The sequence below is a fragment of the Limnovirga soli genome, assembly GCF_013106755.1.
GTDB lineage: Bacteria > Bacteroidota > Bacteroidia > Chitinophagales > Chitinophagaceae > Limnovirga > Limnovirga soli.
The window spans coordinates 193,856-213,674 of the sequence record NZ_WHPF01000011.1 but is presented as its reverse complement, the minus strand read 5'-3'; the positions used below and the strand labels follow the sequence as shown (position 1 = coordinate 213,674).

Here is a 19,819-nt window from a genome sequence, read left to right as displayed (position 1 = left end):
CCATCAAATTCGCTCCGTCATTCATCAAACTTGCTCCGTCATCCATCAAAATTGCCCCGTATAGCTATGTCGCACAAGAGTGCGACGCAAGTAAAGCATCATCTGCATCCTGTAGCCGGGTACCTAATAATTGTTATTGCTATTAAGCGCAAAAACAGCCACTGCACGTATGCAATGGCTGTTAATAAAAGCTCAACAACAACATTTTTGGCTTTTATGCAATGGTAATTTCCTGCGCCGGTGTTTGGGCAGCGGCGGTTTTGGGTAGCATAATTACCAATACCCCGTTTTGTTGCGTAGCACTAATACCTACAGCATCTACCTGGTTATTTAAGGCAATTACCCTTTCAAAAGATTTTACGGGAAATTCCTGTTTGGTAAAATTAGGCGTTGCATTTTCATCAATAGTTCTGGTACCGGTGATGTACAATACATCTTCTGTTACCGATAGCTTTATATTTTCTTTTGCAAAACCGGTGGCGTAAACCGTTACTTCGAAATACTGCTCTTTTTCTTCAATATTTACCGGCACATTGTATTTAGGCCTTCTAAAACCGGGGCCAAATGCAGGCCCTGCAAAATGATGCGCTTTTCTGTGGTGTCCGGGCGCAAAGCCGGCATGGTTACATCTTCCGTTCATATGTTTCTTTTTGTTTTTAAATAATTAATCTGGTGTTTGTTGTTTGTAGTAAGACTGTCTTTCGGCAAAGCTCCTTAGCTTCAGCTGGTTGTATTCTTCGGCTGTCATACTGCGCAAACTATCTGCAGGTGCAGTGTGTACCATACGGCCCATAAATTTTCTTATTCGGCTAATGATAAATAAACGCAACAGTCCAAAAGTTAATAATATAGCAGCCATTGCTTTTGCAATAAATACGGGCATAAAATATATGGCTGCCGCGGTAAGTACCAGGGGTACTATCAATCGGAAAACTGATTTTTTCATTTGTGATAATTTAATTGTTATATACAGGTAAACGTGGCAGCGGCAGAAATACTTTAAATAAAATGCAGCTTTTTTTGCGCATAAAAAAACCGCCTGGCCGGCGGTTTACTACATGTTATTTTACACTAATCTTTATGACAACGGTTTTTCCATTTTTCTTTAAACAGGGCCCTTTCTTCCTCGTTCATGCGCATCCATTTGTCGCGCAGGGGTGGTGGTGCACCAGCCTGCGTATGCTGCTTATGACCCGGCTTTAGGTTGCCAAACAATATTCTGCACAATACCAGTAAACCCACTGCCTGCCAGTAACTAATTAGCTGCAGGTGTAACAAATCGGGTAAAATGGCATTCCACAACCACATTACTATGGCCCCAAGGGCTAATGGGGCAATTACTGCAAAAAATAAAAAACCAGCTATTTTAATTTTAAATGGTTTACCGGTGTACTGTTTGCGTGTCATAATTGGTTGTTTAGTAATCTAATAAATCGTTATATAAATATTGCAGCCTTTTGCGCAAATGCTGTACCGCATAGCGTTTACGGCTGATGATGGTTTTAATATTCTCCCCCTTTTTATCAGCAATTTGCTGTAGGGTCATATCCTCCAGCTCGTTTAAAACAAACACTTCTTTTTGCGCGTCGGGTAGTTCTTCCAATGCGGCCATTAATTCCTCCCAAAACAATGCTTTTAAATTATTGGCTTCGGGGTGGTCTTCTGTAGCCAGTAAAATATCGGTAAAAGGCATGTCATCATCCTCATCATCGCTAAATATGTCGTCTATTAATGCTGGCTTTTGTTTGCGGTATTTGTCGGTTATTTTATTACGGGCAACAGTAAACAGCCAGCCACTTAGCTGTTCAATGGTATCGGTGGCAGAGGTATTGGATAGCTGATACCATACATCCTGTAAAATATCTTCGGCATCTTCGTCGGTGTTTACTTTACCACGAATAAAGCCAAACAGCCTGTTACCGTATTCTTTTACAGTTTGAACAATATGTAGCTTTTTATTTTCTGCCATTGATATCATTTCTTCCCCTTCCATTGTATTGAAAGACGTAAGAACAGGAAATTTACTTTAATTTTTTTTGAACTATTGGCGTATTGCCATAATTCTGCAGCTCTTTTGATTGTGCCAACCCAATACACAGTATGATTTCTGCGTTATATGCTGCGTAAATATTGTTCCTTTGCAAACCATTGTATAAAATTGTAACATGTTCCTGCGTAGAATACCGGTGTTGATATTATTAAGTTTGATTTTGCAACTATTGGCTACAACAGCTGGTGCACAAAATATGAACTGGTTGCAGGGCAGCTGGGAGGGGCGGGCATTTGTTACCAGTAACGATCCTGCAAAAAACTTTACCCTGTTACTTACTATCGGTAAACTAAAGGGCAAAAATTTTGAAGGTACCTTGCAAACCATCAAACCTACTGATACGGTTGTTTCTAAAGTTACCGGGGTGGCAAATGATAATTATATCCTCATCAATATTATTAGCTGGAAAGTAGAATGCGGCAATTGTAAACCGCAAAACCTGGCTTTTTCTATTGAAAATGGTGATTTTTATTTTAAGGGCGAAGCCAAAGGCTGTTCAGATGAATGTACCTGGGTAACCGTTTTTTCGCGAAAACTGTCGCAGTTTGATGTGGCTATTAAACAAACCCTGTATAACCTGGCTAATTTTACGCCCATTGATACCACTACTGTTGCTGTGGTTGAAACACCAGTAATAGAGCCGGAAAAAAAAGCAATAGTAGAAGCCCCACCGGCCCCACCGGTTGTAATAGAAAAAAAGCCGGTAGCCGCCCCGGTAATTACCGAAGTTAGAATACCCATGCTTTCACCCGGCCAACCCGTATTAAAAGGTTTTGATGCCAAATTGCTGGCTATTAAAAAACCGGGTGCCTTAACAAAAAAACCAGGTTTACAGGTGCCTCAAAATGCCGCTCAAATTCGTATACCATTAATTGCTGCAGATGGGCCTGTAGTATCCGGCAAAGATGCATCGGCATTATTAGCACGGCAATCAAAATCTATTGCCTACCGCCAGGCAAATAGTATTGCTATGGTGGGCATGCAAGCTATTCGCATACCCCTGCAAACTGCCGAGGGACCGGTTTTACATGGCTTAGATAAATCATTATTGCTGGCAAAACAATCAAAAAATTTATTGCAAAAAAGAGCTGGCTTGTTACCGGTAATTGGTATATCACCAATCCGTATTCCTGTTTTAGCTACAGGCGATTTGGTTAGCCTTAAAAAACCAACCCCATCGCTTTTGCCTGCATTGCCACCCAAACAATTAACTAAAAACAAGGGATTAACCATTATTGTGCCACCGCCTGCAGCTATCCCGGTAGTAGTGGTAACAAAAACTGAAGACCCTGCCATACCTGCACTACCCAAGGATTATAACGACAGAAAGATAAACGTAGTAAGAACCCTGAATGTAAATACCGATTCGGTCGTATTAAATGTGTACGACAATGGTGTGGTTGACGGAGATATTGTTTCTGTTATTTATAACGATAAAATTATAGTAGATAAACTTTCCCTTAAATCCAAAGCATTGATTATCACCATTGCCGTAAATAAACAGGGCAGTAATAAACTGGTATTTTATGCCCATAACCTGGGCGAGTTTCCGCCAAACACCGCCAAGCTGGATATTTTATATGGCAGTAAAAAAGAAGAACTTACCCTGTCCTCAGATTTTACGGTAAGCAGTGCCATTGATATTGTTTACCAACCTTAATTCGTATTCTTTTATTAGCCAGGCGATAGCACTTGCATGATGCTTTACTTGCGTCGCACACTTGTACTGTGGAATGGGTAGCAGCAGGGAGGTGTGGATGTGAAGATGTGAGGATGTTGGAATGTGCGGGTGTGCGGATGTGTGGATGTGTGGATGCGGAGGATTATTGAATGAGGTAAATATATTAAGCTATTTAATGCCTTTGTATTGCTGCCATAAATGGGGAACCCTGAACCGGGCGTGGCAAGGGGTGATGCCATGATAACTTATTGCCCACCTCATAAAAATATTCAGGAAAACAGGTAAGATTAATTGCCTTCTATTATGGCAATGTACTGTTGTATAATCAATTGCCAATCGTGTTGTTTGGCCCATTCAAGGGCAGCTGTAGAAAATGCAGTATAGTTATTTATAATTTGTTGGGTGGCAGCTGTAATAGCAGCTATATCTGCAGGCATAACCAATATACCGGTTTCTCCATTTTTTATTGCATCGGCAATACCACTGTTGCTACTGCCAATGGCCGGTAAACCCAACGCATTGGCTTCCAGGATGGCGATGCCAAAACCTTCAAAATCGCCGCTGGAAGTGTGGTTACTTAGCATAAGTTTTATATGGCATTGTGCCAGTAATTGCAGCATTTGTTGTTGCTCCATAATACCATGAAAAACTACATATGGTTTTAAGTGCAGTGCATTAATAGTTTTTTCCAGCATGGGCTGCATAACCGGTTTGCCAACAATATGGTATTGCAAATTGGGATAATGAAGCAACAGCTCCGGTAACGCCTGTATTACATTTAATTGCCCTTTTCTTTCTGAAACACTGCCAATAGTGATCAGTTGCAAAGTGGCATCGGTTGATTTTTCCTTATCTGCAAAGCCGTCAAAATCTTTGATGCTAATTCCATTTGGAATAATATAAACAGGTATTTTTTGTGTCAGCGTTGCCGGTATAAACTGTTTGGTATAATGTGATACGGATATGATGGCATTGGCATAACCTAATGCTTTGGTGGTTAATTTTTTTGCCCATGGTTGTTTTAAATCCAGCTCCGACCCATGTACCACTGCGATTCTTTTTTTACCGGCAAAACATATACCTATAGCCATCATTAGCCATAAAGAAAATTTACCCGAACAAATAATTACATCGCTTTTTGCAGCTTGCTGTAAAGCTTTTACCATTCTTGATGCATAGGTAAATACCACAAATTCTTTCCTTAAAACAGGTATAAGCGTAAAGGGTAGAGTAGATGAGAAATTGTTTATAGGGCTATCACTGTAGCCGGCAATATCTGCCAATACTGTTACCTGGTATTGTTGTTTGCTTAACCACTGTGCAATATGAAAAGCATGATTACCAATGCCACCCGTATTGGGCGGAAACTCTGATGAGATAATGAGGACTTTCTTATGGGAAGATAAAGGTCCTTTCATACAATAATGGAATAGTTTTTAACCTAAATGTAAGCAAGCCTGCTTATTGTGAGCAGAAATAAAAAAGCTAAGGGCAAAAAAATAGCTATAACTTTTGAAGTTATAGCTTTACAGGTTAGCAACGACCAAATCTAATAAACCAAATTCACAGTAAATAGACCATCTGGAAGTGTAAAGGTTTAATGCAAACATATTAAAAAAATAATTATATTAATAGTTGCAACATCAAACACAACCCCAAATATGTATCTTGAACTATGATAAGGCCATTTCAATATGCCAGTCCTTTTATAGTATACCTGCTAGCATGTTTATCCTTTGCCTATACCGGTATATTTTGCTGGCTGGCCCTAATTTATGCATGGGTAGTTATACCTGTAGCAGAACTGATTATAAATCCCAATAACCGTAATTTAACCGCCATAGAAGAAACCCTTGCCGCCAAAAATAAATGGTACGATTATTTTTTATACTGCATTGTTCCCCTGCAATATATGGCTGTTGGCTTTTTTCTTTGGCAAATGAAGTACACCCAGTATAGTGTTATTGATTGTATTGGGCGCATTTACACCCTTGGCCTTTTATGTGGCATTTTTGGCATTAATGTAGGCCACGAGCTGGGCCATCGCAGCAATATTTTTGAGCAAACCCTGGCCAAAGCACTTTTACTAACCAGCCTGTACATGCATTTTTTTATAGAACATAATAAAGGCCATCACAAAAATGTTGCTACCCCAAAAGACCCTGCCAGTGCCCGCTATGGAGAAATGATTTATACTTTCTATTTCAGAACGGCCATTCTTGGCTATTTCAGTGCCTGGCAAATAGCCGCCAATGATGTACGCAAAAAGCACAAACCAATTTTTAGCTTCTATAACCAAATGATGGTGATGCACCTGATACAATTAATATGGGTACTGCTTATTTTTTTCTTTACCGGTTGGCTGGTAACCATCTATTATTTGCTGGCAGCATTAATTGGTATTGCCCTGCTGGAAACAGTAAACTATATTGAACATTATGGCTTATCCCGTAAACAATCAGCCAGTGGACAATACGAAAGAACCATGCCCATACATAGCTGGAACAGCAACCATATTCTGGGCAGGTTAATGCTTTTTGAACTTAGCCGCCACAGCGATCATCACTATATAGCCAGCCGTAAATACCAGCTATTAAGGCATCATCCGCAGGCGCCACAAATGCCCACCGGTTATCCGGGCATGATGGTGCTGGCTTTGGTACCGCCAGTTTGGTTTTATATCATGCACCGCCACATACAAAAAACCATACCCCAGCTATCATAAATAGGATGTATGTACCAGGCAACTGCACTTATTGCAGCCCACTTGCGTCGCACACTTGTACACCTGTAATACTATGCAGCATAACAGCCTTCTTACAAATAAGCAACTAACCATTAAAGGTCAAATACCAATTCAACGGTAAAAGCTGTAATTTTTCAGCTTAATAGTACATAATACATTCGTATGCTTACACAATTAGAAAAAATGCGCAACTACTTTGTCACCGGCGCAACACAATCGTACGCATTTAGAAAAGAACAATTGCTAACGCTTAAAAAAGCTATTCTGCAGCATGAACAGGCATTACACGAAGCATTATATAAAGACTTAAAAAAAAGCCCCGAAGAATGCTGGGTAACCGAAACCGGTTTTTTATTAAGCGAAATAAATGCAACACTGGCAAAGCTGCATAGCTGGATGAAACCCAAAAAAGTACCTACCAATCTGGTAAATCTGCCATCCTCCAGTTATATTATGAGCGAACCTTTAGGCCTCACGCTTATCATCAGCCCATGGAATTATCCCTTGCAATTACTATTTACCCCCATGGTGGGCGCTATTGCCGCCGGCAACTGTATTGTGCTAAAAGCCTCAGAATTTGCACCAGCAACTGATGCTGTTATGCAGCAAATCATTACCACCATTTTTCCTCCGGAGTATATTTTATATGTGCAGGGCGATGGTGCCACAGTTATACCACAGCTAATGCAGCAATTTACTTTTAACCATGTTTTTTATACCGGTAGCACGGCTGTTGGCAAAATCATTTATAAAATGGCTGCAGAAAGAATGGTACCCGTAACCCTGGAACTGGGTGGCAAAAGCCCCTGCGTGGTAGAAGCAGACGCCGATATTCAGGTATCAGCCCGCAGAATAGCCATGACAAAATTCTCCAATGCCGGACAAATGTGTGTGGCACCAGATTATGTTTTGGTACACCAGTCAAAAAAAGAAGCGCTTATTGCTGCTTTAAAGCATTCCATCAACTCCTTTTTTTCTGACACACCTCAGGAGAGTTATAACTACGGGAAAATAATTAATGAAAAACAGTTTAACCGCATTATTGGGTATTTACAACAGGGTACTATTGTCCACGGTGGTAGCTATAACCTGAAAACACTGTTTATAGAGCCCACCCTAATGGAAAATGTATCTGTAACCGACCCCATTATGAAAGAAGAAATATTTGGCCCCGTTTTACCCATACTAACTTTTAATACTGCGGCCGAAGCCAAAGCCATTATTGCTTTAAACCCCAATCCCCTGGCTTTTTACATTTTCACCTCCAGTAAAGCAAAAGAGAACGAGTGGTTAACAGGCGTGGCTTTTGGTGGCGGATGTGTAAATAATGCCAGCTGGCATTTAACCAATCATCACCTGCCATTTGGCGGCAGGGGTTTTAGTGGTACAGGCCAATACCATGGCAAATTCTCCTTCGATACCTTTAGCCATAAAAAAGCTATACTAAAAACCCCCACCTGGTTCGATCCCTCAGTTAAATACCCGCCATTTAAGGGCAAACTGGGTTTATTTAAATGGGTAATCCGATAATTGAATACACTATGCAACTGTTAAAAAACAAAATATTAAAAGGCCTCTTAATAACAACCGGCGCAGTTCTGTTGTTACTACTATGCACCAAACAAACAAATATGACGGTAAGGCAATCACTTCTTAAAGCATTTTACCCGGTAATAATGGGTGCAGGCAAATTATTTGGAGCAGAAAAAAATGTGTTACATCCAACAGCACCTATAATGCCAGAAGTACCCATTTACACATTAACAGCAACTACCATTGACGGAAAAGAATTTAATTTTAACCAATGCAAAGGCAAAAAAATACTAATTGTTAATACTGCCAGCGATTGCGGCTATACCGGCCAGTACGAAGAATTGGAAAAATTATACCAGCAATATAAAGACAAGCTCATCATCATAGGGTTTCCGGCAAATGATTTTAAAGAACAGGAAAAAGCTAACAATACAGCCATTGCGGGTTTTTGTAAAGTAAATTTTGGAGTAACATTTTTGCTAATGCAAAAAGCCAGTGTTATTACTGGCAATCAACAGCACCCGGTTTTTCAATGGTTATGCCAACCGCAGCAAAATGGTTGGAATAATCAACAACCACAATGGAATTTTAGCAAATACCTCATCAACCAGCAGGGTCAGTTAATGGCCTATTTTCCAAGCGGCGTATCGCCATTAAGCGATATAGTTGTTAAAGCAATCCAGCAATAAGTACAGCTGCCATTCAAATAGTAAGTCGCCAATCCTTGTCACTAATTGTACTACAGGTAATCTTAACAAAAAAAATTACCTTGGGTAAAATTATTACTATGCAAAACCAAACCTGTACGGTTTCGGGTAATATCTAATTGTTACTATATGAAAAATATGTTCAATGCCGCCGACAAAAAAGAAATTGTTGCCCGGGTAAATTCGCTCAGCGCATCATCGCACCGTTTGTGGGGCACCATGCATACCGAAGAAATGTTATGGCACTTGCGCAGTCAGCTTGAGCTGGCATTGGGCATTATTCCCCAAACCACGCATGTAACTACCTATATGTCTAAACCTATTTTCCGCTGGATGGCTTTATATGTAATTCCATGGAAAAAAAGTTTACCTACAGCCCCCGAAATGAATGTAAAAAAGCAAAACCCTGCTGTACAGAATTTAGTAACCGAGAAACAATTATTGCTGCAGCGACTAGACGAGGTAGAAGCCGCCAGTGATTTGGAAGGGCATCCGCTATTTGGTAAAATGAGCCGGGATTTATGGAGCAGACTAATTTGGAAACATTTCGATTATCACCTAAAGCAATTTGGCAGTTAATTTTTTGTACCGGGCATAATAACCCGTAGCAGCATGCTTGCATCGCACACTTGTACGCCTTTCTATAGGGCAGCAAAATACATTACACCAACAGGTATTACAACAACCATGTTTACCAAAACCGATATTGAAAAATATTTTATAGCAGAAAAACAGGAAAGCCTGCTGTTTATGGCTATTGGACTGGCAGCTATTTTACTGGCATTGGCCGGCTTATTTATTTGGAAAACTAATTGGTGGAAAGGTGCCTCCATTCCATTGATAGCCATTGCATGTATACAAATTATTGTAGGCTATACTGTTTATGCCCGCAGCGATGCACAACGCCAGCAAAACGTGTATGCGTTTGATATGAACCCCATGCAATTAGTACAGGAAGAACTGCCACGCATGCAAACTGTAAACCGCAATTTTATCATTTACCGCTATATAGAAATTGGTTTATTACTGGCAGGTATCACACTGGCAGGCCTCTTTTATAACAATCCGGAACGCCAATTATATTATGGGTTGGGTATTGCTTTAGCATTGCAAGCTGCCATTATGCTGGGTGCAGATTATTTTGCCGAAAAACGGGCCAATATTTATATGGCACAGCTAAAGACCGTGCTGTATAAAACCAAATAGGCATTACTGCGTTAGGGATTGCAGCGTAAAGCCCACAGCCACGCCCCGTGGCGAGGACTTGCAGCGTAAAGCCCGGCCCAAAGGGCAACGCCATAAAAATCGAACTATTAAAGATTAATTATTTAGAAAGGCGCATCTTCATCAAAACCTTCATCAAAGGAACCTGTGTTCATTTTACTGCCTTTTTGAATATATAAGCGGCCGCCATCATCGTTACCACCACCGGCAGGCGGGGCTGAAGGGCCAACAGGTTTAAAATTACCAAAGCCTTTTGGAGGATAACCACCACCATCGCTTTCCCACTCTTCAAATTTTTGAATATGTAAAAGGGCACGCAACTTAATCGTTTCAAGGGAACCATTACGGTGTTTTGCAATACGAATATGGGTTTCGCCCTTGGTACTTTCTCCATCTTCGTTATTCATTACCTCGTAATATTCGGGGCGGTAAATAAACATTACCATATCCGCATCCTGTTCAATGGCACCCGATTCACGCAAATCGCTTAACTGCGGCATTTTACTTTCTTTACGCGTTTCTACCGCACGGCTTAACTGGCTTAATGCTATAATGGGTACATTAAGTTCTTTGGCAAGCGCTTTCAGGTTACGTGAAATAGTACTAATCTCCTGTTCGCGGTTACCTTTATTATCGGCACTGCCACTCATCAGCTGCAGGTAATCTATCAATATTAAACCAACCTTATGTTTGTTTACCAAACGCCGGGCTTTAGCCCTAAATTCAAAAATATTCAGGGCCGCAGTATCATCAATATAAATGGGGGCTTTTTCCAGTCGCTTAATACCCTTGGTATTTAATTGCTGGTATTCATATTCTTCCAGTTTACCTCTGGAAATTTTCTCCATCATAATCTCACTCTCTGCCGATAGAATACGTTGTACCAGCTGTGCCGCACTCATTTCTAAGGAAAAGAAGCCAACTGCTGTAGGTTTGGTGGGGTTAAGGGCGGCATTGCGTGCCAGGTTTAAGGCAAATGCTGTTTTACCAACGGCCGGCCTTGCCGCCAATATAACCAAATCGGTTGGTTGCCAACCATAGGTAACCCGGTCTAAGCTGGCAAACCCACTGGGCACACCGGATATCTCATCGGTTTTGGTGCGCAGTTCATCAATACGGTTAATGGCTTGTGCCAGCGCACTGCTCATTTCCTTATAATCGGTCTTAAGAAAATTATTGGTTATTTGAAAAATTTTGTCTTCCGCATCATCCATCAGATCAAATACATCGGTACTTTCTTCGTAGGCTTCACTAATAATTTCGCCACTAATACGTATCAGTTCTCTTTGAACAAATTTTTGCAAAACAATTCGTGAGTGCGCCTCAATATTGGCGGTTGATACGACTGCATTGGTAAGCTTGGTAACATAGTAGGGGCCGCCTACCATTTCCAGTTCTTCTTTTATTTTTAGTTCCTCAACAACCGTTAAAATATCTATAGGCAAGCTTTTTTGGGCCAAACTTTGAAAAGCCCTGTAAATACGTTGATGGGCATCTACATAAAAACATTCGGGTTTTAAAATTTCAACAACGGTATCAAAAGCACTTTTTTCCAGCATAATTGCCCCCAAAACCGCCTCTTCCAGGTCTTTAGCCTGTGGAGGCACTTTACCATATACCATACTGCTTAGGTCTATGGCAGGCTTTCTCCTGTTCTTTCTATCCTTATTTACGTTGGTTAATTCCATGAGTAAAAATCTTCAAATCGTTCCCGAAAATTATTTTGTTGCGTGGCCTTCTATCAATAAATACAAAAGCAGCTATTTGCTAAAGTGTATCAAAAAAATGTTGCTTATCAATATAAGGGGCAGCGAATATAAATGGCTTTTGCGTGCCCGCTACGAAATTGTTTTATTAAAATTTATGCGTGGCTAACCCACATTTAAATTAACAAAAAAATGGGGCTTATACCCTGTTAAATATTGTTTTTGCACAATACAGAAAAGTTTTCCGCTTATTCAACAGGGTAATCCACATTATTTGTGCACAAAGATTTTTAGCTACAAAATGCATATTTACCTGCTTTTTAACTATCTAAAAGAGGGTTTTAATACCCGCTCCATCATTACTATTGGGCACCGGTTGTGTCACTCACTGCACCGTTCACCTAATGCCCGGCAATGACAAACAAACCGGTAGAAGATCAATAATATATTAGTGCTGTACATTTAACCTTTCAATGCTCGGCACCAAGTTTTATATTTGCACACTATTTTAAACAGTTCGTTACATGACTATCTCTTATAATTGGCTTAGTGAATATCTGCCCGAGAAAATTGAACCTGAAAAGCTTTCTAAAATTCTTACGTCCATAGGTCTGGAAGTTGAAAGTCTGGAAGAATATGAAAATATAAAAGGAGGGTTACAAGGTTTGGTAATTGGAGAAGTATTGGCATGTGAACCACATCCTAATGCCGATAAATTAAAAGTAACCAAAGTAAATACCGGTACTGGCGAGCCTTTACAAATAGTTTGTGGGGCAGCCAATGTAGCCGCAGGTCAAAAAGTAATAGTAGCCACCGTAGGTACTACCATTTATCCTGTAAAAGGTGATTCAATTACCATGAAAGTGGCCAAAATACGTGGCGTTGAAAGCTATGGTATGATTTGCGCAGAAGATGAAATAGGCATTGGTGAAAGTCATGCAGGTATAATAGTTCTTCCCGCCGATCAGGAAGCTGGTAAACCTGCAGCATCTTATTTCTCACCCTACCACGACTATATTTTTGAAATTGGTTTAACCCCTAACCGCATGGATGCAATGAGCCATCTAGGGGTTGCAAAAGATGTTTGTGCCTATTTGTCTCATCACAATAAAAAAACTACTAAAGCCAAAACTCCCTATGCAAATGGCTTTAAGCCAGATAATACCAGCTTACCCATCAAAGTATTGATTGAAAATCCAGATGCTTGTCAGCGATACTCCGGTGTTTCTTTAAAGGGTGTAACCATAAAAGAATCTCCTGAGTGGTTACAAAACAGGCTAAAGGCAATAGGTGTAAGGCCTATTAACAATATCGTGGATATCACCAATTATGTATTACACGAAACCGGCCAGCCTTTGCATGCTTTTGATGCGGATCAAATAAAGGATAATACCATCATTGTAAAAAATACGCCAGAGGGAACCCTATTTACTACACTTGATGGCAAAGAAAGAAGTTTAAAGGCAACTGATTTAATGATCTGCAATTCCGAAGCAGGCATGTGTATTGCCGGGGTATTTGGAGGTATACAAAGCGGAGTTAAAGATACAACCACCAATATTTTCCTGGAAAGTGCATGGTTTAATCCTGTAAGTATCAGAAAAACCTCTGTTTCACATGGATTACGTACCGACGCTGCTACAAGATTTGAAAAAGGTGTAGATATATCCAACACCGTTAATGTGTTAAAGAGAGCTGCATTACTAATAAAAGAATTAGGCGGCGGTGAAATTGCAAGCGAAATTGTAGATGTATATCCAAAACCTAAAGACAAAGTACAGGTGGCGCTTAAATACCATTACCTTAAAAAACTAAGCGGCAAAAACTATCATCAGGATACCATTACCAAATTGCTGGAGAGTTTAGGTTTTGAATTAGTAAAAGATGGGATTGACGAAATTTGGGTGGCAGCCCCTTATAGTAAACCGGATATCACTTTGCCGGCCGATGTGGTAGAAGAAATTATTCGAATAGATGGATTGGATAATATTGAAATACCGGCCAGTATTAATATTTCACCAGCCAATGATGCACTTTTCTTAAAAGAGAACCTGCGCGAAAAAATGTCTAATTATCTGGCTGGCATTGGATTTAATGAAATTCTTACCAATTCAATTACCAGCAGCAGTTATTATAGCGAAGAAACGTTGAAGGGCACCGTGAAAATGATCAATAATCTTAGTGCCGATTTGGATGTATTACGCCCTTCTATGCTGGAAACCGCTCTGGAAAGCATTGCCTATAATATTAACAGGCGTAATGAAAATCTTAGGTTTTTTGAATTTGGCAGAACCTATTCATCAGGAGAAGCTGGTATTTATAAGGAAGAAGAACATTTTACATTATATGTTACCGGTAATAATCATCCTGACAATTGGCGAGAAAAAGAAAGAGCTGCAGATTTTTATGTACTAAAAGGGATATTAACTTCATTACTACAACTTTGCGGCATAGATAAAACCGAAATAGATGCCCCTGTTACTGATGCTGCAGGTACACATTTTGCGATAAAACAGAAAAACACCCAGATTGGCGTTTTGGGTATTGCAGCGGCCAAACACCTGCAACATTTTGACATTAAACAACCTGTATATTATATCGATTTGTTGTATGCCAACATTTTGCAATTAGTACAAAAACAGAAAATTGTATATAGTGAAATCGCTAAATTCCCTTCGGTTCAAAGAGATTTAGCTGTAATTGCTGATAATAGTATTGCTTTTGGCGATATAGAAAAAGCCGTAAACAAGCTAAATCTTAGAAGCCTTAAACTAATACGACTATTTGATATTTTTCAAAGCGATAAATTAGGTGCAGGCAAAAAGTCTTTAGGGATTAATTTTAGTTTTCTGGATGAAGAAAAAACTTTGGTAGATAAGGATGTTGATAAAATGATGCAGAAAATTATGGCCTGCTTTGAAAATGATCTCGGACTTGAAATAAGAAAATAAACCGGTTTTGCATGGAAGACATTGATTTGGTCTTACATAGACTGCAGCAAAAATTGGTTCAACTGGTTAAACAAAACCAATTACTGCAAAAACAAAATGCCACTCTTAAAAAAGAGTCTTCTTTGCTGCGTGGTACATTGAACGAAAAAGAAACGCAGTTACAGCAGCTACATCAGCAAATTGATGTACTTAGGCTTAGTGGCAATGCCCTTATAGAAGATGAAAAAAAGCTGCTGGAAAAACGAATTAACCTGTATTTAAGTGATATTGAAAAATGTATAGCCCTTCTAAATGCATAACCAATGGCTGATTTAATACCTGTTAATGTAATTATTGGAGACCGCACCTACAGACTTAGAATTGAACCCGAAGACGAGGAGATTTTAAGAAAAATGGTAAAAATTATTAACGACAAGATTATTGAGTTTAAAACCAATTTTGCCGGGAAGGATATGCAGGACTTTGTTGCCATGGTATTAATATGGATGGCAACAGATCAAAGTAAACACGCCACCGATCATCATGCCATACAGCAAACCAGCGAAAAGCTGCGCTCATTAGAGCAAATGTTGGATAAAGCCCTGGAAGATTGTAACGAGTAGTTTTTAGTATGAATTTGTACGCCTCTGAGATATCTGGCAACCTGATGAAAAAAATAAACCCCGTAAACGGGGTCTATCTTCAAAATCTACAAAGAGATTTCAGAGGGTGGTACTAAAAACGGACATACAAAATAACGAAATATTTTAATAAATAATTATGATATTTCTGTTTAAAGCCTAACCACTTGCCTTTTAAGCCTTTATTCATTACAATTAGTTTTTTTTCTCTATTTCTCTTCGCCAATTCTGTACTCAATAATTCTAATGCTTTAATTATCTTCGCAAATTACCACTCTGTTATTCACCTCACAAATGAAACCAGAGCAACAAACAAAGCAATGATTTTTAAGATTTATTAAAAAACTCCCCAAAAAGCATGGATCCAAATGTTGTTTTAATTATAGTTGGTTTAATATCACTTGTCGCAGGAATTTTTGGCGGCAAATTAATTTTCGCCAAAAATACCAGAAAGCAGATAGAAGAAGCAGAAATGCAATCTCAAAAAATCCTTAGCGAAGCCGAAAGCAAGGCCGAAACGATAAAGAAGGAAAAAATTCTGGAGGCAAAAGAAAAAGCAGTTCAACTTAAATCTGACCACGACAGAGAAGTATTGGACCGTAACCGCAAAATAAGTGATATAGAAAATAAGGTTAAGCAAAAAGAAATTACCATTAACCAAAAAGAAGCTTCACTTGATAAACAGATTAAAGAAACTGAAGTAATCAGAGAAAACCTTAACAGGCAAATAGAAGTAGTAAACAGTAAACGTACTGAGCTGGAAAAGCATCAGGAAGAACATATTCGCCGTTTAGAAAAAATTGCCGCCCTTACTGCCGAAGAAGCAAAAGCACAATTAATTGAAAGTTTGAAACAGGAAGCCCATACCCAGGCATTATCGCTTCAACAGGAAATTATTGAAGATGCCAGGCAAAAAGCAAATAAAGAAGCTCGAAAAATCATTATTCAATCTATACAGCGCACAGCCGCAGAGCAAACAATAGAAAATACCGTTACGGTATTTAACCTTGAAAGCGATGAAATAAAAGGACAGATCATTGGTCGTGAGGGCCGTAATATTCGTGCCATTGAAGCTGCAACTGGTGTAGATTTGATTGTAGATGATACTCCTGAGGCAATCGTTCTTTCCTCTTTCGACCCATTAAGAAGGGAAATAGCCCGTTTAAGTTTACAGCGTTTGGTGGCAGATGGCCGTATACACCCAGCCAGAATAGAAGAAGTAGTAGAAAAAACCCGCAAACAGCTGGAAGAGCAGGTAATGGAAATTGGGGAGCGTACAGTAATTGAAATGGGTATTCATGGTTTACATAAAGAATTGGTGCGTATAGTTGGTAAAATGCGTTTCCGCTCTTCATATGGCCAAAACCTGTTAATGCATAGCAGAGAGGTTGCCAATCTTTGTGGTATAATGGCAGCCGAATTAGGCATGAATCCAAAACTTGCCAAACGTGCTGGTCTTTTACACGATATAGGCAAGGTTCCTGATGAAGAAACAGAATTAAGTCACGCTTTACTTGGAGCCAAGCTGGCCGAAAAATATGGAGAAAATCCAGCAGTAGTAAATGCCATTGGCGCCCACCACGATGAAATGGAAATGCAATATGTTATTTCCCCAATTGTGCAGGCTTGCGATGCTATCAGCGGTGCCCGCCCAGGCGCCAGAAGAGAAATAATGCAGCAATACATACAGCGCATTAAAAATCTGGAAACTCTGGCCGTATCTTACCCAGGTGTAGAAAAAGCTTACGCCATTCAGGCCGGCAGGGAGTTAAGAGTTATAGTAGAAGCCGATAAAGTAGGCGATGCCGATAGTGATAAACTTAGCTTTGAAATAGCACAAAAAATACAAACCGAAATGACCTATCCGGGTCAAATTAAGGTAACAGTAATAAGAGAAAAAAGGGCCGTAAATATTGCCCGTTAACGAATACAACTTAATGCAAAGCCGGTAACATAACCTGTTACCGGCTTTTTTTTACAATAACAACAGGTATCATTATCCTATTAAGCCTGATTTGGGGCCAGGCATACCCGTAAAAAATGAGCTTCCCTTGCGTCGCACTCTTGTACTGTAGTAACTATTGGCAACTTTCTACAGCCAATACAAACGGCCGGCAACTGCGAAACATGGTTAGCATATCTCCCCAAACTACTGGCAAATGGGTGTAATTCAACCATTATGCGGTACATTGCAATAGTTAATTTAGCTAACCGGAAAAAAAACTTTGGTTTACTGGCGATAAATCCAAAAAACCGCTTACCTTCGCCGTCCTTAAATTTTAAGATATGAGTACAGCAGTTCAATTTGTGCATGAGCAGCTTACAGGCAAAAAAGATTATCCAAAGTTCAAAGCAGGTGATAATGTTACTGTAAATTATAAAATTGTGGAAGGCGGCAAAGAACGTATCCAGGGTTTTCGCGGAGATGTGGTAAAAATACAGGGCACCGGAGCTACTGCTACTTTTACAGTTCGTAAAATATCTGATGGCATTGGTGTAGAAAGGGTTTTCCCATTCTTCTCTCCAAATGTTGAATCAGTACTTTTGAATAAAGTAGGTAAAGTGCGTCGTGCAAAACTTTACTACCTGCGTGAACGCAGTGGTAAAAGCGCCAGGATCAAAGAAAAACGTATGTAAGTTATTTTTGCTTAATAACAGAAGCGGAGTACCTCTTTGGGGAATTCCGCTTTTTTTGTTATTTTTCAATATCTGTTTTTGCCAGTATTTTTTTGACGCCAGACGTTATGCCGTACAAGAGTGCGACGCAAGAAAGATGACAAAATAATCAATTGCCGGTCACCAAAAATTGCTTGTTTATCAGCAAAGCGTTAACAATTATTATTGAAATTGAGATTATTTAATACATAACTTTGTTTTTCACACTTCAAAATCTCTATTATGGGTAACTTAGGTTTTCAAGAAATATTACTGATTGCTGTTGTTGTACTTGTTTTATTTGGTGGACGCAAAATACCTGAATTTATGAAAGGCTTAGGTAAAGGTATCCGTGAATTTAACGATGCTAAAAATAATGTAAAGAAAGAATTGGAAGATGGCATAAACGAGAAAGACAACGTTTCAGCCACTAAAGAATCAGTGTAATTTTTCATCATAAAATAAGATCAGCCTTTGTTTAGTTTTCATTCTATCAAAGACTATCAATCTACTTTATTAAACGGCCAAACCACCTGTGTTGAGGCCGTTTCTTATTATTTACAGCAGATTGAAGCTCAAAAACACCTGAACGCATTTCTGGAAGTTTTTACCGAAGATGCATTGGCACAGGCGGCCAGGTTAGATGCATTACAACTATCCGGTAAGCCACTTGGTAAACTGCATGGCGTAGTTGTGTCTATAAAAGACGTTATTTGTTATAAAGGCCATACCGTATCGGCAGGTTCTAAAATACTGGAAGGGTTTACCTCGGTATATAATGCAACGGCAGTAGAAAAATTATTGGCTGCAGGCGCCATTATAATTGGACGTAATAACTGCGATGAATTTGCCATGGGCAGCAGTAACGAAAACTCTGCTTTTGGGCCCGTGCTTAATGCGCTGGATAATGAAAGGGTTCCTGGCGGCTCCTCCGGTGGTTCTGCAGTAGCTGTACAAGCTGGCCTATGTATGATTAGTTTGGGTAGCGATACCGGCGGATCTGTTAGGCAACCTGCAGATTTTTGTGGTATCATTGGACTTAAACCCGGTTATGGCCGTATTTCAAGGTACGGGCTAATTGCCTATGCTTCTTCTTTTGACCAGATTGGCATTTTTGGCACCCAGGTATCGGATGTGGCTTTAGCACTGGAAGTAATTGCAGGTGCTGATGATTTTGATAGCACAGTTAGCCATCAACCAATTCCAGCATTTAGCGAATCCTTACAGAATACTTCTCCCAAAAAATACCGGATTGCTTATTTTAAAGAGGCATTGGAGCACCCAAGTCTGGATACCGAAATAGCCAATGCCATAAAAACCCTTATTACCCAATTACAATCCGAAGGACATACTGTAGAACCAGTAGCTTTTGACTTACTGGATTATATTGTGCCTGCCTATTATATTTTAACTACCGCCGAGGCATCCAGCAATTTATCGAGGTTTGATGGTATTAAATATGGCTATGCGGCCAAAGATGATTTTGCCAACCTTACTGATTTTTACAAAAAATCACGCAGCGCTGGTTTTGGTAAAGAAGTTAAACGTCGCATTATGCTGGGCACATTTGTACTAAGTGCCGGATATTACGATGCTTATTTTACAAAAGCACAGCAAGTTAGGCGTATGTTGCAGGAGACTACCAAACAAGTATTTGGCAATTACGATGTTATAATAGCCCCAACAGTTCCTTCACCTGCATTTAAGTTTGGCGAAAAAAGCAATGATCCTATAGAAATGTTTCTGGCAGATATTTATACCGTATTTGCCAATTTGGTAGGCATACCTGGCATTTCAATTCCCTTATTTAAACATAGCAGCGGCGTGCCCTTTGGCTTACAGGTAATGGCGGCACAGGATAATGAAGTAACTTTACTGCAATTATCAGATAGTTTACTGCAAAATAAGCCACTCTAAAAGCGCTTTTTGCATGATGTTTGGTAGTG

Annotated in this window: 20 protein-coding genes; 14 read left to right on the top strand and 6 right to left on the bottom strand. The window is 39.6% G+C overall.

The window, feature by feature from the left end; all coding sequences use genetic code 11:
* Nucleotides 1–228: hypothetical protein (locus tag GD597_RS21895; RefSeq protein ID WP_216368607.1), on the top strand; the 228-nt coding region annotated here is incomplete at its 5' end.
* Here GD597_RS21895 and GD597_RS16110 read toward each other — a convergent pair.
* From GD597_RS16110 to GD597_RS16095, 4 genes are all read right to left on the bottom strand, one after another.
* Nucleotides 215–640, bottom strand: coding sequence for an Hsp20/alpha crystallin family protein (locus GD597_RS16110; protein ID WP_171608914.1), 426 nt, complete (start codon nucleotides 638–640; stop codon nucleotides 215–217). The genes GD597_RS21895 and GD597_RS16110 overlap by 14 nt on opposite strands.
* Nucleotides 641–664: 24 nt before the next feature.
* On the bottom strand, nucleotides 665–946 hold the full coding sequence (locus GD597_RS16105) for a hypothetical protein (RefSeq protein ID WP_171608913.1): 282 nt from the start codon (nucleotides 944–946) through the stop codon (nucleotides 665–667).
* Between the two features lie 125 nt (nucleotides 947–1,071).
* Nucleotides 1,072–1,407: a hypothetical protein gene (locus GD597_RS16100; protein WP_171608912.1), complete on the bottom strand. Its 336-nt coding sequence runs from the start codon at nucleotides 1,405–1,407 to the stop codon at nucleotides 1,072–1,074.
* Nucleotides 1,408–1,417: 10 nt separating this feature from the next.
* Nucleotides 1,418–1,969: an RNA polymerase sigma factor gene (locus GD597_RS16095; protein ID WP_171608911.1), complete on the bottom strand. Its 552-nt coding sequence runs from the start codon at nucleotides 1,967–1,969 to the stop codon at nucleotides 1,418–1,420.
* Nucleotides 1,970–2,165: 196 nt separating this feature from the next.
* Here GD597_RS16095 and GD597_RS16090 point away from each other — a divergent pair, with 196 nt between their 5' ends.
* On the top strand, nucleotides 2,166–3,710 hold the full coding sequence (locus GD597_RS16090) for a hypothetical protein (protein ID WP_171608910.1): 1,545 nt from the start codon (nucleotides 2,166–2,168) through the stop codon (nucleotides 3,708–3,710).
* 308 nt (nucleotides 3,711–4,018) lie between these two features.
* On the opposite strand, the gene GD597_RS16085 is transcribed toward GD597_RS16090, so the two are convergent.
* Nucleotides 4,019–5,149, bottom strand: a complete 1,131-nt coding sequence (locus tag GD597_RS16085; protein ID WP_171608909.1) for a glycosyltransferase family 4 protein — start codon at nucleotides 5,147–5,149, stop codon at nucleotides 4,019–4,021.
* 257 nt (nucleotides 5,150–5,406) lie between these two features.
* Between GD597_RS16085 and GD597_RS16080 the strand changes: the two genes are divergently transcribed.
* From GD597_RS16080 to GD597_RS16060, 5 genes are all read left to right on the top strand, one after another.
* On the top strand, nucleotides 5,407–6,456 hold the full coding sequence (locus GD597_RS16080; protein WP_171608908.1) for an alkane 1-monooxygenase: 1,050 nt from the start codon (nucleotides 5,407–5,409) through the stop codon (nucleotides 6,454–6,456).
* Nucleotides 6,457–6,639: 183 nt separating this feature from the next.
* Nucleotides 6,640–8,007 (top strand): aldehyde dehydrogenase, encoded by a 1,368-nt coding sequence (locus GD597_RS16075; protein WP_171608907.1) that lies wholly within the window; start codon nucleotides 6,640–6,642, stop codon nucleotides 8,005–8,007.
* Nucleotides 8,008–8,108: 101 nt separating this feature from the next.
* Nucleotides 8,109–8,699 carry a glutathione peroxidase gene (locus tag GD597_RS16070; protein ID WP_171608906.1) on the top strand — a complete coding sequence of 197 codons (591 nt, stop codon included), beginning with the start codon at nucleotides 8,109–8,111 and terminating at the stop codon, nucleotides 8,697–8,699.
* A gap of 147 nt (nucleotides 8,700–8,846) precedes the next feature.
* Nucleotides 8,847–9,296, top strand: coding sequence for a DUF1569 domain-containing protein (locus GD597_RS16065; protein WP_171608905.1), 450 nt, complete (start codon nucleotides 8,847–8,849; stop codon nucleotides 9,294–9,296).
* A gap of 108 nt (nucleotides 9,297–9,404) precedes the next feature.
* On the top strand, nucleotides 9,405–9,923 hold the full coding sequence (locus GD597_RS16060; protein WP_171608904.1) for a hypothetical protein: 519 nt from the start codon (nucleotides 9,405–9,407) through the stop codon (nucleotides 9,921–9,923).
* Nucleotides 9,924–10,045: 122 nt separating this feature from the next.
* Here GD597_RS16060 and dnaB read toward each other — a convergent pair whose 3' ends face one another.
* Nucleotides 10,046–11,629: a replicative DNA helicase gene (gene dnaB / locus GD597_RS16055; RefSeq protein ID WP_171608903.1), complete on the bottom strand. Its 1,584-nt coding sequence runs from the start codon at nucleotides 11,627–11,629 to the stop codon at nucleotides 10,046–10,048.
* A 542-nt stretch (nucleotides 11,630–12,171) separates the two neighbouring features.
* On the opposite strand from dnaB, the gene pheT reads away from it, so the two are divergent.
* The 7 genes from pheT to gatA all read left to right on the top strand — a co-directional run bounded on the left by pheT (nucleotide 12,172) and on the right by gatA (nucleotide 19,790).
* Nucleotides 12,172–14,598, top strand: coding sequence for a phenylalanine--tRNA ligase subunit beta (gene pheT, locus GD597_RS16050; RefSeq protein ID WP_171608902.1), 2,427 nt, complete (start codon nucleotides 12,172–12,174; stop codon nucleotides 14,596–14,598).
* Nucleotides 14,599–14,609: 11 nt separating this feature from the next.
* A complete protein-coding gene (locus GD597_RS16045; RefSeq protein ID WP_171608901.1) occupies nucleotides 14,610–14,897 on the top strand; it encodes a hypothetical protein in 288 nt (95 codons plus the stop codon).
* Nucleotides 14,898–14,900: 3 nt separating this feature from the next.
* Nucleotides 14,901–15,200 carry a cell division protein ZapA gene (locus GD597_RS16040; RefSeq protein ID WP_171608900.1) on the top strand — a complete coding sequence of 100 codons (300 nt, stop codon included), beginning with the start codon at nucleotides 14,901–14,903 and terminating at the stop codon, nucleotides 15,198–15,200.
* A gap of 376 nt (nucleotides 15,201–15,576) precedes the next feature.
* Nucleotides 15,577–17,142 carry a ribonuclease Y gene (gene rny, locus GD597_RS16035; protein WP_171608899.1) on the top strand — a complete coding sequence of 522 codons (1,566 nt, stop codon included), beginning with the start codon at nucleotides 15,577–15,579 and terminating at the stop codon, nucleotides 17,140–17,142.
* 362 nt (nucleotides 17,143–17,504) lie between these two features.
* A complete protein-coding gene (gene rplS, locus GD597_RS16030) occupies nucleotides 17,505–17,855 on the top strand; it encodes a 50S ribosomal protein L19 (RefSeq protein ID WP_171608898.1) in 351 nt (116 codons plus the stop codon).
* A 261-nt stretch (nucleotides 17,856–18,116) separates the two neighbouring features.
* Nucleotides 18,117–18,320 carry a Sec-independent protein translocase subunit TatA/TatB gene (locus tag GD597_RS16025; RefSeq protein WP_171608897.1) on the top strand — a complete coding sequence of 68 codons (204 nt, stop codon included), beginning with the start codon at nucleotides 18,117–18,119 and terminating at the stop codon, nucleotides 18,318–18,320.
* Nucleotides 18,321–18,347: 27 nt separating this feature from the next.
* Nucleotides 18,348–19,790 carry an Asp-tRNA(Asn)/Glu-tRNA(Gln) amidotransferase subunit GatA gene (gene gatA, locus GD597_RS16020; protein WP_171608896.1) on the top strand — a complete coding sequence of 481 codons (1,443 nt, stop codon included), beginning with the start codon at nucleotides 18,348–18,350 and terminating at the stop codon, nucleotides 19,788–19,790.
* Nucleotides 19,791–19,819: the final 29 nt, after the last annotated feature.